At 37.8% G+C, this 15068-nt stretch carries 13 protein-coding genes and 2 pseudogenes; 6 read left to right on the top strand and 9 right to left on the bottom strand.

What is annotated here, in order from left to right; all coding sequences use genetic code 11:
- On the top strand, positions 1-4345 hold a 4345-nt coding region (locus B1201_RS16650; protein ID WP_078194519.1), incomplete at its 5' end, for a calcium-binding protein.
- Between the two features lie 109 nt (positions 4346-4454).
- Here B1201_RS16650 and B1201_RS16645 read toward each other — a convergent pair.
- The 5 genes and pseudogenes from B1201_RS16645 to B1201_RS16625 form a co-directional block, all read right to left on the bottom strand.
- Positions 4455-5198, bottom strand: a complete 744-nt coding sequence (locus tag B1201_RS16645; protein WP_078194518.1) for an ATP-binding protein — start codon at positions 5196-5198, stop codon at positions 4455-4457.
- A gap of 10 nt (positions 5199-5208) precedes the next feature.
- The gene (locus tag B1201_RS16640; protein ID WP_078194517.1) at positions 5209-5733 is read right to left on the bottom strand and encodes a DUF1376 domain-containing protein; all 525 of its coding nucleotides are present in this window, start codon (positions 5731-5733) and stop codon (positions 5209-5211) included.
- A 72-nt stretch (positions 5734-5805) separates the two neighbouring features.
- Positions 5806-6054: a hypothetical protein gene (locus B1201_RS16635; protein WP_004895356.1), complete on the bottom strand. Its 249-nt coding sequence runs from the start codon at positions 6052-6054 to the stop codon at positions 5806-5808.
- A pseudogene (locus B1201_RS16630) lies at positions 6047-6349 on the bottom strand (site-specific integrase); the annotation flags it as partial. The gene B1201_RS16635 and the pseudogene B1201_RS16630, both read right to left, overlap by 8 nt.
- Before the next feature lie 359 nt (positions 6350-6708).
- Complete coding sequence (locus B1201_RS16625; RefSeq protein ID WP_078194516.1) at positions 6709-6966, bottom strand: helix-turn-helix domain-containing protein; 258 nt, start codon at positions 6964-6966, stop codon at positions 6709-6711.
- Between the two features lie 476 nt (positions 6967-7442).
- Between B1201_RS16625 and B1201_RS16620 the strand changes: the two genes are divergently transcribed.
- The 3 genes from B1201_RS16620 to B1201_RS16610 all read left to right on the top strand — a co-directional run bounded on the left by B1201_RS16620 (position 7443) and on the right by B1201_RS16610 (position 10316).
- Positions 7443-8072, top strand: a complete 630-nt coding sequence (locus B1201_RS16620; RefSeq protein WP_078194520.1) for a hypothetical protein — start codon at positions 7443-7445, stop codon at positions 8070-8072.
- 133 nt (positions 8073-8205) lie between these two features.
- On the top strand, positions 8206-9540 hold the full coding sequence (locus B1201_RS16615) for an ISNCY family transposase (RefSeq protein ID WP_078194515.1): 1335 nt from the start codon (positions 8206-8208) through the stop codon (positions 9538-9540).
- 263 nt (positions 9541-9803) lie between these two features.
- Positions 9804-10316 (top strand): SMI1/KNR4 family protein, encoded by a 513-nt coding sequence (locus tag B1201_RS16610; protein ID WP_078194514.1) that lies wholly within the window; start codon positions 9804-9806, stop codon positions 10314-10316.
- Positions 10317-10969: 653 nt separating this feature from the next.
- Here B1201_RS16610 and B1201_RS16605 read toward each other — a convergent pair.
- Complete coding sequence (locus B1201_RS16605) at positions 10970-11311, bottom strand: winged helix-turn-helix transcriptional regulator (protein WP_078194513.1); 342 nt, start codon at positions 11309-11311, stop codon at positions 10970-10972.
- Between the two features lie 128 nt (positions 11312-11439).
- On the opposite strand from B1201_RS16605, the gene B1201_RS16600 reads away from it, so the two are divergent.
- Complete coding sequence (locus B1201_RS16600; RefSeq protein WP_078194512.1) at positions 11440-11853, top strand: ester cyclase; 414 nt, start codon at positions 11440-11442, stop codon at positions 11851-11853.
- Positions 11854-12093: 240 nt separating this feature from the next.
- On the opposite strand, the gene B1201_RS16595 is transcribed toward B1201_RS16600, so the two are convergent.
- Complete coding sequence (locus tag B1201_RS16595; protein ID WP_078194511.1) at positions 12094-13107, bottom strand: alpha/beta hydrolase; 1014 nt, start codon at positions 13105-13107, stop codon at positions 12094-12096.
- A 185-nt stretch (positions 13108-13292) separates the two neighbouring features.
- Here B1201_RS16595 and B1201_RS16590 point away from each other — a divergent pair, with 185 nt between their 5' ends.
- Complete coding sequence (locus B1201_RS16590) at positions 13293-13712, top strand: MarR family winged helix-turn-helix transcriptional regulator (RefSeq protein ID WP_078194510.1); 420 nt, start codon at positions 13293-13295, stop codon at positions 13710-13712.
- A 289-nt stretch (positions 13713-14001) separates the two neighbouring features.
- Here B1201_RS16590 and B1201_RS16585 read toward each other — a convergent pair whose 3' ends face one another.
- Together B1201_RS16585 and B1201_RS16865 are read right to left on the bottom strand one after the other, a co-directional pair.
- Entirely contained in the window at positions 14002-14724 is a 723-nt protein-coding gene (locus B1201_RS16585; RefSeq protein WP_078194509.1) for a hypothetical protein, read from the bottom strand.
- 204 nt (positions 14725-14928) lie between these two features.
- Positions 14929-15068: pseudogene (locus tag B1201_RS16865) on the bottom strand (ISNCY family transposase); the annotation flags it as partial.

The raw sequence follows: 15068 nt of genomic DNA, 5'->3' as shown, positions 1-15068 counted from the left end.
GTATGGCGGAACTGGGCAGGACAAGCTATATGGTGGAAATGGAGATGATCATTTAGAAGGCGGTGCAGATAATGACCAGCTCTATGGTGGTTCAGGAAATGATGTTCTGGTCGGTGGCACAGGAGATGATCGCCTAGAAGGTGAGGAAGGAAATGATATCCTTCAAGGTGAAACTGGTACAGACCAACTTTACGGTGGAGCTGGAAATGACACACTCATTGGTGGCGAAGGCAATGATACCTTAGAAGGTGGAGCTGGTGATGATACTTATCAGTTTGAATTAGGGTGGGGGCAGGATGTCATCCAGTATGAATATAAAAATCAGACCGATAAGGATACGATAGCGTTTATTAATGTAGCCCCAGATGATCTTATTATCAGAAAAGTGGGCCAAGATATGGTGATCACTCATCGAATAACGGGTGATCAATTAATAGTTCAATCCCAGTTTGGCTATTCGTCCAATAAGCCGATTAATTTAGTCAGCTTTGATAATAATCTAGAGTGGAATGAATCTGATCTTGATGTACAGGCAGTAAAAGGTACTGAGCTGGATGATGTTATTGAAGGTGCAACAGATAGTGATGTTATTCATGCAGGTAACGGTGATGACATTATTTATGGTAGTCCAGTTTATACAGATGCACCAGAAACCCAATATTTCGTTTATGGGGGAGAAGGTAATGATAAAATTTATGCAGCTGGCTATTTAGATGGTGGTAATGGGGACGATGAAATTGAGGGTTCTGGTCATCTGCTCGGGGGAAATGGCGATGATACTCTTAATGGACAAGGAATCTTGGAAGGCCAATCTGGAAATGACCTTCTCGTAGGTCAGGGTAAGTTGTATGGTGGAGACGGTACGGATCATTTAATTCTAACTGGTTTGGAGAATAATCAAGCAGGATTATTAGATGGTGGTTCCGGGGACGATATTTTAGTTGTTGATGTTGATCAAAAATATTTTGTAGACAGTTCCAATCAGAATGAATTTATTCAAAATGCAGATGGTTACCATGTCATTCAAAACCCAGACTTAGCGGAAGACCAGAAATTTGTATACGTAAAAGGTGGTACTGGTAACGATACAATTTATGGTTCATTTGGTAATGAGATCTATGTATTTAATTTAGGTGATGGGCAAGACACGATTATTGAACGTCCAGCAGGACAGAATTACAGTAACGTTGCAGTTTCTTTTGATATCCTGAGATTCGGTCTAGGCATTGTTCCTGTAGATATTAGTCTTCATCATTTTGGTAATGATTTAATTATTAAGCATGAAAATAATGTTGATCAGATTACAATCCAAAACTACTTTGTCGGCGGACATCATAAGATTAATGAAATTCAATTCGCAGATTCAACTATTTGGAATAATGCCTATATAGAAAACCATGTCACTTATCATGGTACAGCCAATAATGATGAAGTATGGGGATATCGAAATACCCATGAAACTTTTGAAATGGGGACTGGAGATGACAAAGTTTATGCAGGTGCTGGCAATGACATTATTTATGGTCAAGAAGGTGATGATACACTTTGGGGACAGACTGGAAATGATACGCTATATGGCGGTGCAGGATCAGATTACTTGGAAGGAAATGAGGGGGATGATGTCCTACATGGCGATGAGGGTAATGATACGCTGTATGGCGGTGCTGGTAACGATTCTATCTATGGTGGAGTTGGTAACGATAAACTGAGTGGTGGAGCTGGAACAGACATCTTAAATGGTGGTGAAGGTAATGATGAGTATCTTTATTACTTGACTGATGGCCCTGATGTGATTGATCAGACTGGAGGCGGAACAGATGTCTTGTGGCTGATGGACTACGGCATTACTCCTGACCGCATTAGCTTCAACAAAGATGGCAACGATTTAATCGTAACCATTGATCAAAATACTAACCAGTCTGTACGAATTGTGGATCATTTCCTTGGGGGTGATAAAGCCATTTCATCAGTTAATGCAAATGGACAAGCACCAATTTCTGCAAAAGATATTGAGGGAATTATTAAAGCCCAAGCATATGGCGGACTCTATGATACCGTGCTTGAAGGAACAAATGGTGCGGAAACCATTTATGGCACTTCAGGAAATGATTTGATCGAAGGTCTAGATGGAAATGACACGATTTGGGCGCAAGCAGGCAATGATCGTGTGGAAGGTGGTGCCGATAATGACTATCTAGATGGCGGGGCTGGTGATGATTCAATCTACGGTGGAATTGGCAACGATACACTAATTGGGGGAGCTGGAATTGATACTTTAGATGGTGGTGCAGGTGATGATAAATACTATTATTACTTGGCTGACGGTGCTGATGTAATTGATCAAACTGGTGGTGGTACTGATGTCATCTGGTTGATGGATCAAGGTATTACGGAGGCTCGTATAAAATTTACTAAAGAAAATAATGATTTACTCATTACGATTGATAACAACTCAAATCAATCTATCCGGGTGAAAGATCATTTCTTAGGTGGAGAAAAAGCGATTTCATCCGTACAACCGAATGGTGGCTATACGATTACAGCAGCCCAAATTGCAACTAAGGTTAACAATAATGGTGGGGCAGAAACACCGAATGTAGCTGGTGATACAACGTATAACTATAGTACTGGTGCCTTAACAATTACCGAACAGTCTGGTACAGATAAAATTGTATTTGCTAGCGGCATTACTCTCAGCCAAATTAGTTCTAACCTGACCAAGTCTGGAAATGACTTAATCATTAAGGTAAATGGAAGCACTACTAATATTGTTACAGTGAAGAACTTCTTCCTTGCAGGTGATTATTTGGTTGAATCATTCCAAACAGCAGCAGGTGAGCAGATTACAGCGAGCCAAATTTTTACTGCGTATGGATTGACTATGCCAGGTACTGGTAGTGAAACACCAAACCCAGTAGGTGACACTACTTATAACTATACGAGTGGTGCTCTAACCATTACTGAACATTCAGGTATAGATAAAGTTGTATTCGCAAGCGGTATTACCTTTAGTCATATTAGTTCTAATTTGACTATGTCTGGAAATGATCTAATTATTAAAGTAAATGGAAGTACTGCCAATCTTTTAACTGTGAAAAATTTCTTCCTCGCGGGTAATTATTTAGTTGAAACCTTCCAAACTGCAGCTGGTGAACAAATCACAGCAAATCAAATTTTTACTGCATTTGGTTTAACAATGCCTGGTACTGGAGGCGGAGCAGCTAATGCGGAAGGCGATACTACATATAACTATACTTCAGGTGATCTTACCATTACTGAAGTATCAGGAAATGACAAAGTTGTATTTTCGAGCGGAATCACATTTAGCCAAATTGGTAATTATCTGACCATGTCAGGTAATGACCTCATTCTTAAAGTCAATGGAAGTACAACAAATAAAATTACGGTAAAAAATTTCTTCCTTGCTGGTAATAATTTAGTTGAAACATTCAAGTTTTCGACAGGAGAAGAAATTACGGCTGACGATATCTTTGGAGCTTTTGGTCTGACATTGCCATCAACTGGTGGTGGAACAAAAACAGGATCATCTGAAGTCGAAGGTGATACAATTTACGAATATACAACTGGAGCTTTAATGATTAATGAGGTCTCCGGCAATGATAAAGTCGTCTTCAAAAATGGTATTACATTTAGCCAAATTGGTAACTACTTGAATATGTCTGGCAATGACTTGATTCTGAAATTGGATGGTAGTAATACGAATAAAGTCACTGTTAAGGATTTCTTCTTAGGCGGTGATTATGTTGTTGAAACTTTTGCGTTCGAAACTGGAGGCCAAATCACAGCTAGCCAGATTTTTGGAGCATTTGGGTTAACTATGCCAGCTGCAACATCATTGGCAAGTGTGGAAAGCTTTAGCTTTGATGAAGAAAGTAACATGTCTTCTGATGAAGTTTATCAAGATTTTGGTACGAACAGCCCACTTAATGCTGAACATATTGTTCAAAGTGTAATTACTGGTGATGCAGGCGATAATCTATTTATAAGTGATTCAGCTGTGAGTGAATTATTTATATTGAATGATGGTCAGGACATTATTAAGTTAATGCAAAATACATCAGGTGTAACTGCCGTAGACTATGTTAATGACTTTAAAATATCTGAGGACCAACTAGACTTATCTGAGTTCTTAGATAACAGTCAAGTTAACTCGTCGAATCTTGATGAGTTCTTGACTATTTCCTATGATGAAAATCTTAAAACAAACACAATTAGTGTTACTGGTGATGCAAGTGGTAATTCACAGGAAATATTAGTATTAACAAATCAAGCTGAATTTTTGTCAGTTCAAGATTTGCTATTAAATCAGTCAATAGTTTACTAATGACTTTAAGAGTTTAGTAAGACTTGATAAAGGGCGGTTAACCGCCCTTTATTTATTTGGAGTTTCATATTCTAAAACTTTAAGAGGTCATAGAAAGCTTATCAATTGATTAAGTTATTCTTCGATCATCCCAATAACACGGTACTACAATCAAATGGTTCTCATGTAACCGTGACCATAATCGGACACCTAAATCCCGCTGCATATTCTGGACTGTGAAATTGGAAATCAGCAAGGTAGATTTCATATTGTCATAACGACTATACAAAACCTTATGCACCATCTCCAGGCGTTTTTCATGCCGGTCATGCAGGCCATATTCATCAATCACCAATAAATCAAAACTGGAGAAATGGTCGATGACTTCTTTCTCAGAGCGTGAAGCATCTGACCAGGTATCCATCATTTTTTGAGCAATTTCTGCGCTGGTATAGTAGCGAGCAGATTTCAGACTGTTATGCAGAATATTACGAATAATGGATGTACTCAGATGGGTTTTACCTGTACCCGGTGTACCAATCATCAACATGTTCGGGTTGTGGTCAGAAATAATCTGCTGTGCAAAGGCCTGACATAGTTTGATGGCATTCTCTTGTGCAGGGCATGCAACTACATAATTCTTGAAGCCACGATCCAGGTAGCGTTTATTGAGCCCTGAATTTTTAATTTTCTGTTGTAGCAATCGCTGTTGCAATTCATCTTCATAGGCTGCATGTGAGTGATGGACGGTTTCTTTGGCACACAATTTACAGAGCCTGTGACCTGCAATTTCCATCAGGGGTATATGATGGACAGGGCAAAGTGTTTCCGTTGTTTCTGCGCGAAACTGGAGTGTTTTAAGCATGGTATTCATGGCTGATCTCCTAAATCCATTTTGAATTTTCTAAAAAACTCTCATTTTTTTCTTCAAAATTTGAAGATGAAGATGAAGATGAAGGGCATGATTCAAGCATGGCTTGAGTAATACTCGAGCTCTTCTCAGGAGCTGCTTGAGCATTTACTTTTCGTTGCTTGGTTGATGCTTGAGCATTACTTGCGGATTTATTCCAGCGTGCTTGAGCTGCATTTTTAGCTTTATCAGATTTCATTTGCTGATTTTGCAATGCCTGGCTTTTTAAACTGGTTAAAAAACTTGAATGAATCTGCTCAGACTCGACTTCAAACAATTCCAGAGCCATCAGCGTATTCAACAAAGTTTTAGCCTTGGTGTGCTGAGGTAATTTCGTGATGCTACATACAGTAGCTAGGTCATGAGGGATGGCACCATTTTTCCAGAAATCCATCATTAACAGCAGTGCCGCACCAATTTGTTCTGCCGTCATTCGTGCAAATTTTGCCTGTAGGTCGCCAATATAGAGTGGCATCCAAATTGAAATATCTTTATGCATGTGTTCACCTTTTTATAGATATAGAGGGGCTAAGGTCATCGATTGGATGACCTTCTGTCTGTGTTTGTTTTATTAGTGAGCGAGACTCATTAAGCGGAGACGGGCCTGTTGGGCCAAGTCATCGTAATGGGCTTGCCCTTCATCCAACATTCGCTGTAACCAGAGTCTCAACGCCTGGTGATCATCGAAGCATTTATTGATTTCCAACAAAAAAGCTAGATTGTGAAGTTTGGGAATGTGTAGCTCATGGATTAATTCACGAGCGACCATATCTGCTTCAGGGCTGACGACCACACCACCAAAGAAAGCTTTACTATTCATGTGCAAGCTCCTCTGTATTTAGTTTTTCCAGCATGGCTTCAAATGCACTGCCATCGCGGCGCGTAACATTGGGGATGTAACGGCTATAGACCCGGAATAGCATTTCAGTCGTTGAATGTCCCAATTGACGTGCGATCCATTCCGGATTTTCTCCTGCTGACAGCCAAAGAGTTGCTGCTGTATGGCGTGTTTGATAGGCTCTTCTAGACTTCAATCCTAGAAAGCGCAAGATCGGATGCCAGACACGTTTATTCACCAGACGATAATCGAGAGGTCCACCATCACGATTGCAGAAAAACCCCAACCTTGGCAATAGTCACCGACATAAAATACCTAGAACTACATATATTGTATTTTAATAAATCCTATATATAACATATATATAAAGTCTTTATTTTGTGTGGTGTAACTTAACGTAGGGTGAGGTACTTTGGTTTTTGGTCACCAGAATTATTGTGATAATCAGCAATAATAACCGACATATACATACTGAATCTAAGGGGGTTTTACTGATTGGTATAATTTGGTGTTGAGGCTATACGATTTCTATTTTGCCTTTTGGCGTAAGACGTATAAATATAGCCTTTCTACTTTCTTATCTAAAAATTCATCTTTGTTGTACTTTGATTGATAATCTAGCCCGCTAAACTTTTATTAATCATCTTCCGCAAACATTGTTTCAATTTCATTCCAATGCGGAAATTTATACTTCTTTTTATCCACTTCAAATTGCAGGCCTACTGCATTAAGTACACATTCAAATGTGCTAAATGAGCCTGTAAAGTGGCAATTTTCTATTTCTGAAATCGTTGTTTTATTGATGTTCGTTTTTTCTGAAAGATTTTTCTGTGTATAGCCCAGAGCTTTTCTTGCCAAACGTATTTCTTTACCTATTTCTTCTCTTGAAGCCATATCAATTCTACCCCTAGAAATTTGTTCGCTATATAGCAAACTTTTGATAAATTATGGCAAATATTCGCTATATAGCAAACTTTTATAGTGATTTTTGAATACCTTTGAATTTATAGGGTTCGATTTTGCCTTAAATTATTTGAATAGAGCTCATATGTGTATAGGATTTTTAATCCTTTAGAATTAGGCTAGCCTGTCTCTTGATGTAAAATCAATAATACTTGGACATCTATTCTTGTTTTATCTGGACATTTTTTTCTGCTTTAGGGTTAAATGAAACTACACAAAGATGTGGAACTTTGATTAAAGAACAGGCGTGGAACGTGAATAATCACGAAAAATCCGTTCCAGTGCGCTGTTTACTGGAACGGATTTAATTAAGATATTGATGTTTATAGGAAAAATTCAAGTGTTTCGTATAACGCGTATTATGTTAATTTTAGAAAATCTTAAGATAATTATTAATGAGTGGCTTAATGAATAAAGAAATTTCTGTATTACTGCATGACGTTCCTACTCATGCAGATTACGCATGTGATGCAACAGATTTAGATCCAGAAGATATTCCTGAAGATCGTATAGAACAAGTCATAAATTTATTAAATTCTTCTGATGAAAATATTGTATTTGAGGCAGCAAAACTTCTGACTAATTGGGGACAATCCTCTGGTTTTGATGCATTAGTAAATTTATTAAATGAAAATAAATTAGTTGGTTATATAGATCATCGTTTACATGGTTATGATGATACACTTCAGCATGTACTTAGAGCTTTTGTTCGTTATTGGGCATTCCAAGCTGATCTAGGATTTGGTGAACAGGCTAGAATAAAAATATTTCATCCTATACAAAAGATTATAGAAATATCTAATACAGAACCATTTGATATTAGTCGCTTATTTTGGTTAATTGATGATGAAAAATACGATGAATATATTCCTTTAATTAAAAACCATTTAATCCAAATAATAGATCATCCTGAATTACAATTTTGGAAAATCCATGATGCTATTGAACTGATGCTGAAATTAGAGCCTGAGTTTGTTCATAATTTATTAGAAGAAAAAGGCAAAACATTGGAAGACTTTAAAATTAACACTTTATAAAGTTATACATTTAACATAATGGCGGTTATACGCAATAAAAATGTTAGAACCCATCTAAAGTGTCTATATTCTCACCAATAAAAATGTCTAGTTTATGATGGTTTTTATCACCATGGACTGGATATAAATATAGATGCTGATCACTATGTCTGACAAAGAAATTCAACGGCTTGCAGTTCTGCAAGACGTTCGAGATCATCGTATTACCCAGGTCCGTGCTGCTGAAATCCTAAATCTTTCCACCCGTCAAATTACCCGGTTATTGCAGAAGCTCAATCAAGATGGTGTCTCAGGTATGGCACATGCCAGTCGTGGTCAACCTGGCCATCGTCGCCATGATGACTTGTTAAAATCAAAGTGCCTTTCCATTATTGCTGAACATTTGCTGGGCTTTGGACCCACCTTGGCGCATGAGAAGCTCAGCAGCATGTTTGACCTGAATATCCCGGTAGAAACGCTTCGGCGCTGGATGACGGCCAATGACCTGTGGATTCCGCGATCCAAGCGCCTGAAGCGCCCATATCAGCCACGTTATAACCGGGATTGCTTCGGTGAACTGATCCAAATTGATGGCTCATATCATGACTGGTTTGAAGGTCGAGCTGCAAAATGCTGCTTGTTGGTTTATATCGATGATGCTACTGGAAAGCTGTTGCATCTGCGCTTTTGTGAGGCTGAAACGACCTTTGACTACATGCTTTCAACCCGAGCCTACATTGAACAATACGGCAAACCTCTAGCCTTTTATAGCGACAAGCATTCGGTATTCAGAGTTAATCAAAAATCCAGGCAAGACAGCCAGATTACGCAATTTGGGCGGATTCTGAATAATTTGAACATCGATATTATCTTTGCCAACTCACCCCAAGCCAAAGGTCGTGTGGAACGTGCCAACAGAACCCTTCAGGACCGTCTGATCAAGGAGATGCGCCTGGAAGGCATCGGTTCGATTGCAGAGGCCAATATATGGTTACCCTGCTTTATTGAGCAGTTCAATCAGAAGTTCGCCAAATGTGCGCGAAACTCAAAGAACCTGCATCGGCCATTAAGCGAATCTGATCTTGAACTGGATGATATTTTTACCTGGCAGGAACCGCGTAAGGTCACCAAGAATCTGACCCTGACCTATGACAAGTGTATTTATATGCTTGAACCGACAGAGCTGAATCATAAGCTTGTTGGGCAATACATTTCATTTCTGGAGTACCCGGATGGTACTGTGGCAATCATGCATGAAGGACGGAAGATCAACTATAGCGTCTTCAATAAACTGGCTGGACTACAGCAGAATGAAGTGGTTGAGAATAAAAGATTAGGTTCGGTCCTGGCCCATATCCAGCAGCAACATGAGGAATTGGAGAAACAGAATAAACGTTCCCGTCTCAAGAAAAGTATGCCGAGTCGTAAAGCTCAGAAAGTTGTTATTGAACAAAGAAATTTAAATCCTGTACTTGACTCTTGTAGTTAAAAACAGGACATTTTAAATGGTTTATCGCACAGACATTTTAATTGGTGAATAACAATTTTGTTAAATCAATCTAATTTTACGATAATATCTTTTAACTTAGATCAATGTTGATCAATCAGCTTAGTTTGAGGAATAGTGAGAAGTCTATTTGGTTTGGCGATTAAATTTTACTTTCTCGCTATTTTCTAAAAAGCAAATATCAACAGACTCTAAATCATCACTAAAGATATGTTTTAAATTATAAATTTTTATAGGAACTTAAAGTGCAAAAAAATTGGCAAAAATTAGAAAATATATTAGAAAAAACTAACCCATCTATATTAGCTGACCTTGCTCCAGCAGCGACTGATGCAGAGATTTCAAATTTAGAAGAAAAAATTGGTGTCAAACTTCCAGAAGATTTTCTCGCTTGTTTAAAAGTCCACAATGGTCAACGTGGTAATGCTGACGGACTGTTTAATGATGCTAAGTTTTTATCCACTTCACGTATTTTTCAAATATGGGAAATAATGAAGGATATATTCGAAAGTGGGGTATTTGAAGATATGGAAGGAGCGCCATCCGTCAATGGGATTAAAGGGGAAGGTTGGAACCTGAAATGGATTCCAATCATTGATTTAGGGAATGGCGATCTTTATTTTTTAGATCTTGATCCTGCTGAAGATGGAAAATTTGGACAAGTAGTCCAGTACTGGCATGAAGATATTGAAGTCCAGAAGGAAGCCAATAATTTTACAGAATGGTTATCAAATTTTACAGATCAATTAGAACAATAGATAAAATCGAATATCTGGAATATAAAGTTCGTCAAAAAATAGATTTTAGCCAAATAAAATTGGCATTCTAGAGGTGTATACCAGTTTGATTCAAAAGAGTCAGTAATAAAAACCCCGGCATCCTGCCGGGGTTTTTCGTATGGGTTCGCTCGGTATAACTCCTGTCGTACCTTACTGTCCTTGTGCGTCTCTGTTTTTATTATTGTGTGGAACTTCCTGTTCCTGATGACTTCATGATAGTAAAAACGGGTTTAGGTGAATATCCGCAAAATCCCTAAATAGGTGTGCGCTCAGGCGTACAAAATTGGTGAATTTTTATCCCAAGAGTTGTCCGCAGAAATTGGGATAATTTAAGCCAGCGCTGGCTTGATAACGCAGAGAAAAATGACAAATTGATTAAATATTAATCAGAATTATTGGCGAAATATATCAAAACTGCTCAAAAAGAAACCGACTTGTTTCCAAGTCGATTTTTTGTTGTTTTTCAGGGGGGGTGAAAAATTTTTAACTATATGAAAAACAAAGATATTTTAAAAAGCATTTCGTATAACCTCTATTATGTTAAATGGAGAGATTACTCTGTTGAGTTTGCACAGTTTAGTTGCATACATTTTCTATCAACCTTACCAACCAAGTTTATAGTTTAGGCTTTCTTAATTTAGCTCTAATGCTGGCTGTAACAACTTTGTCACCTGCTCACGGTTTTGGTTTCCCCATTCACAGAGTGGAATCAGTGCTTGTACAAGTGTTTCGCCAAAAGGTGTAAGAGAGTAATCAACCATTGGCGGTACACACTTATAATCATGTCTATTAAGAACATTGATTGCGACTAAATCGCGTAACTGTTGAATCAGCACTTTTTCACTGATGCTTCCCATACTTCTTTTTATTTCAGAAAATCGTAATGGTCCATTCTGAAGATGATAGAGGATTAAAGGCTTCCATTTCCCCCCCATAATTTTTAAAGAAATATCTAAACCACATGATGTATTCATAATAATTTTCCACTTACCTTTTGGTAGGTTCTACTCTTTAAGTAACCTATTGTCTATACTTCTTTTTGTCCAATAGATCTATGTGATATGGCATTGGTTAGCGGAATCCAGACTTAAAGGAATATATGATGCACAATGATCTTGAGATAATTAGAGAATTATACAATGCAGCTGAAGGTAAAACCCTTGACCTGAATAGGTTTACTTCATTCTTTTCGGATGAGGGATACGTTCTGAATGTTCCAGCTGAAATGGAATTTCGTGGGGAAAATATTGTCATGGTAGCAAGTGGTATGGCTGCAGCATTTCCTGATGTTCATCGTGAAATTTTTAGCACTTACGCTATGAATGGTACTGTTGTCGTTGAACTTGCAATTCGCGGTACTCATACTGGGGAACTCGTTACACCTGAAGGAACGCTTGCGCCAACAGGGAAAATGATAGATGTTCCTTGCTGTGATGTATTTCATATTGAGAATGGAAAAATAATTTCTTTCCATTGCTACAATGCTGCATCGATCATGCAGCAGCAGTTGAACTAACTTAAATAGGTGATATAAATATTTGAGTGTTGAATATGTAATCAACTATGCAAAGTCTGGCCTTCAAGCTCAAAAATGAGGCTGTTATAGTGTTTTAAATAGATTCTCTATTCAGAAGATCTTAATTCAGTCGGATTGTCTTATCTCGGCAGGTTATTATTTTCTAAAATGAAATCATAGAAATAAAGAAGCCCAGATATGAGATCTGGGCTTCTTTATTTCATTAAGTCAGACAAGCCTTTATTTCAAATGTTTTTGAAGTTCAGATCCTGCTTGAGATAGAGCAGTTTTTACCGTTGGCTCATTGCTGAGTGGATTGAGTAGACCATAATCATGGATCATACCGTTATAACGGGTAACGGTTACAGGTACACCAGCTTTATCCAAATGACGTCCAAATGCTTCACCTTCATCACGTAATACATCTAACTCAGCAGTTTGAATCAGTGTCGGTGGGAAGTCTTTCAGCTGCTCATTGCTGGCGCGAAGTGGAGATGCCAGAATATTGTTGCGGTCAGATGCTTTAGTGGTGTAATTATTCCAGAACCATTTCATCATATTTTTGGTTAAGAAGTGATTATTGGCGTAAGTGTTATATGACTCATTATCAAAGTTTGCATCAGTCACTGGCCAAAGCATTACGTTGTAACGGATTTTTGGACCGCCGAACTGCTTCGCTTGCAGTGCTACAGAAGCAACCATGTTACCGCCTACACTGTTACCTACTAAACCTAAACGCGTACCATCCACCCCGATTTCTTTACCGTGCTCAGCCACCCATTTAGTTGCTTCATAAGCCTGCTCAATCGCGACTGGGAAGTGAGATTCAGGGGAAGGCGTGTAATCCACATAAACCGCTGCAGCGCCTGATTCACGCACCAAATCTCGGATCAAGCGTTCATGAGTAGGGAAGTCACCCAGTACCCAGCCACCACCATGGAAGAACATGAAGACAGGCAGCATTCCTTTAGTGTTTTCAGGTTTCACGATTTTCAGCTTGATGCTTTGACCTTTAATCTGAATCGTTTTATCAGAGACTTGAGCAGGAGGAAGAACAACGCCTTGCTGAGCTCCAATAAGGACCTGACGAGCTTCTGCTGGAGACATTTGTTCCATAGGCTTGCCATTGCCTGAATTTAAGACATCAAGGAACGCTTTAACACCTGCAGTTGGTGCTGGAGCATTAACAGGTTGTGCTGATGCTGCTGCAGATGCGAATACGGCAGAAGTTAATAAAGCAGATACGATTTTCATGGCGCTAACTCACTATAACGTTCGAGAATTTTTTTAAGTAATGTGTTGATTTCTATCCAGAAGCTAATTTATTTAAATCGCCCTTCGGATAACCTTGTGCACATAATACTTGCACGCAAGTTTCTTTTGGTCAAGAATTATTTATAATATTTTTTAGATATTATTTGGAATAGGTTGGTAAAGTTATGAATAACAGCATCTTAGCTGGACAGCTTTGTTTCTCTTTATACTCTGTATCGAATGCATTAACCCGACAGTACCGCCCATTCCTGAAAGAATTTGATCTGACTTACCCTCAATTTGTCGTTCTTCTGGCCTTGTATGACCAAGATAATATTTCTTTAAAAGAGCTCGGTGAAAAGACGTTATTCGACTCAGGAACGTTAACGCCACTGGTACAGAAACTTGAAGCTAAAGAGTTCTTAAACCGAGTATCTGTTGCTGAAGATGAGCGTGTAAAAAAGGTCATCCTGACGGATAAGGCTAGAGGTTTGAAAGAGCAAATTCTGGAGATACCGAATCAGATGCGCTGTTCAATGCGGATGAGTGATGAGGAACTAGAGAATTTAAAACAGCTATCAAAAAACTTATTGCAAGATTTATAAGAATTAATTTTTTAGGAGAACGAATGCTGTTTACATTGGAATCTGAGCAATTGATTTTATTCTTAATAAGGATATCTTCAGCAGTATAAAAAAAGATAAAAGTGAAAAATGTCTCTTGTTGCTTTTAAAGCATACACACAGGCACAGCATTAAGTATTTCAAAAATTAACATAATACACGTTATACGGAGCTGAAAAATTGAATCTATCACATTAACTTTTTATGTATTTTTTAATTTCGTATAACAACCATTATGTTAAATAAGAAAATTAGTAATTTATTTCTTATATTATTTATAGGCAGTATTATTAACCCACAATCCTAGCTTCGTAATAAAGCAAGTATAATCATCCTCAACGTCAAAGCTGTAAGTTTTTAATCGGAATGTCTCTGAGAGAACGTGAACACTTTCACCATTAACACATATTGGACTAGGTACATTATCATCACCTATACATTCGATAGGTCCTTCTAAGCCATATTTGATAAAAGTAAAATATTCAACATTTTCAATATCAAAACCTTTTTTATCCGCATTAAATATATTGCTAGGATGGTAACTTCCAGCCACATTTTCCATACTTGTTTTTCGTAATGGATTCACCATAAAAACAAGACCAATGATTTCTTGATCAGATGTTTCTATAGCTTGACCGTTCTTCAACTCATCCAAGCGCGTCCATCCAATATTCTTAACCCAGAATGTCTGATTAGACCTCAGCATATTACTGACCATTTTTCCTTTGCGAGAAAGTTGCAATAATTTGCTTTTATTTAATTTTGATAAATCTGTATTTGCTTTAATTTGGAAATAGGTTAGCTCCCAAATCTCACTATTCTCACAAGTAGATATTCTTATAACAGGTTTATAGCATAACTCTCCGTCACCATTTTTTGGCTTTGACAGTACTAAATCTCCGACTTTAATGTTCTGAATGGCGATTAAACCTTTGTCTGTATTTATACGTGTTCCAGCAGGAAAACCAGCCCCTGAATTAAGATATGAGTCCATAAGTCTCTCTTATATTTTTAATTTGATGATTAGTGAGCTTTCCTAAAATTAACATAATACGCGTTATGCGAAATTAGAAAAATGAGTTTATTGCACTGATATTTATCTGTTTTTTAAATTTTAGACCTGGGTTGGTGCCCAGGTTTTTTTTGTTATTCACCAATTAAAATGTCTGTGCGATAAACCATTTAAAATGTCCTGTTTTTAACTACAAGAGTCAAGTACAGGATTTAAATTTCTTTGTTCAATAACAACTTTCTGAGCTTTACGACTCGGCATACTTTTCTTGAGACGGGAACGTTTATTCTGTTTCTCCAATTCCTCATGTTGCTGCTGGATATGGG

This window comes from Acinetobacter sp. ANC 5600 (genome assembly GCF_002018395.1).
Taxonomy (GTDB): domain Bacteria; phylum Pseudomonadota; class Gammaproteobacteria; order Pseudomonadales; family Moraxellaceae; genus Acinetobacter; species Acinetobacter amyesii.
This window is presented reverse-complemented; position numbering and strand designations above follow the sequence as displayed.

Bases quoted from the DNA above. Each gene is read 5' to 3' on its own strand.
- B1201_RS16605 (WP_078194513.1), bottom strand. From the start codon at position 11,311: ATGAATACATCATGTGGTTTAGATATTTCTTTAAAAATTATGGGGGGG.
- B1201_RS16590 (WP_078194510.1), top strand. From the start codon at position 13,293: ATGAATAACAGCATCTTAGCTGGACAGCTTTGTTTCTCTTTATACTCT.
- B1201_RS16585 (WP_078194509.1), bottom strand. From the start codon at position 14,724: ATGGACTCATATCTTAATTCAGGGGCTGGTTTTCCTGCTGGAACACGT.
- B1201_RS16615 (WP_078194515.1), top strand. From the start codon at position 8,206: ATGCTGATCACTATGTCTGACAAAGAAATTCAACGGCTTGCAGTTCTG.
- B1201_RS16625 (WP_078194516.1), bottom strand. From the start codon at position 6,966: ATGGCTTCAAGAGAAGAAATAGGTAAAGAAATACGTTTGGCAAGAAAA.
- B1201_RS16645 (WP_078194518.1), bottom strand. From the start codon at position 5,198: ATGAATACCATGCTTAAAACACTCCAGTTTCGCGCAGAAACAACGGAA.
- B1201_RS16620 (WP_078194520.1), top strand. From the start codon at position 7,443: ATGAATAAAGAAATTTCTGTATTACTGCATGACGTTCCTACTCATGCA.
- B1201_RS16640 (WP_078194517.1), bottom strand. From the start codon at position 5,733: ATGCATAAAGATATTTCAATTTGGATGCCACTCTATATTGGCGACCTA.
- B1201_RS16600 (WP_078194512.1), top strand. From the start codon at position 11,440: ATGCACAATGATCTTGAGATAATTAGAGAATTATACAATGCAGCTGAA.
- B1201_RS16595 (WP_078194511.1), bottom strand. From the start codon at position 13,107: ATGAAAATCGTATCTGCTTTATTAACTTCTGCCGTATTCGCATCTGCA.
- B1201_RS16635 (WP_004895356.1), bottom strand. From the start codon at position 6,054: ATGAATAGTAAAGCTTTCTTTGGTGGTGTGGTCGTCAGCCCTGAAGCA.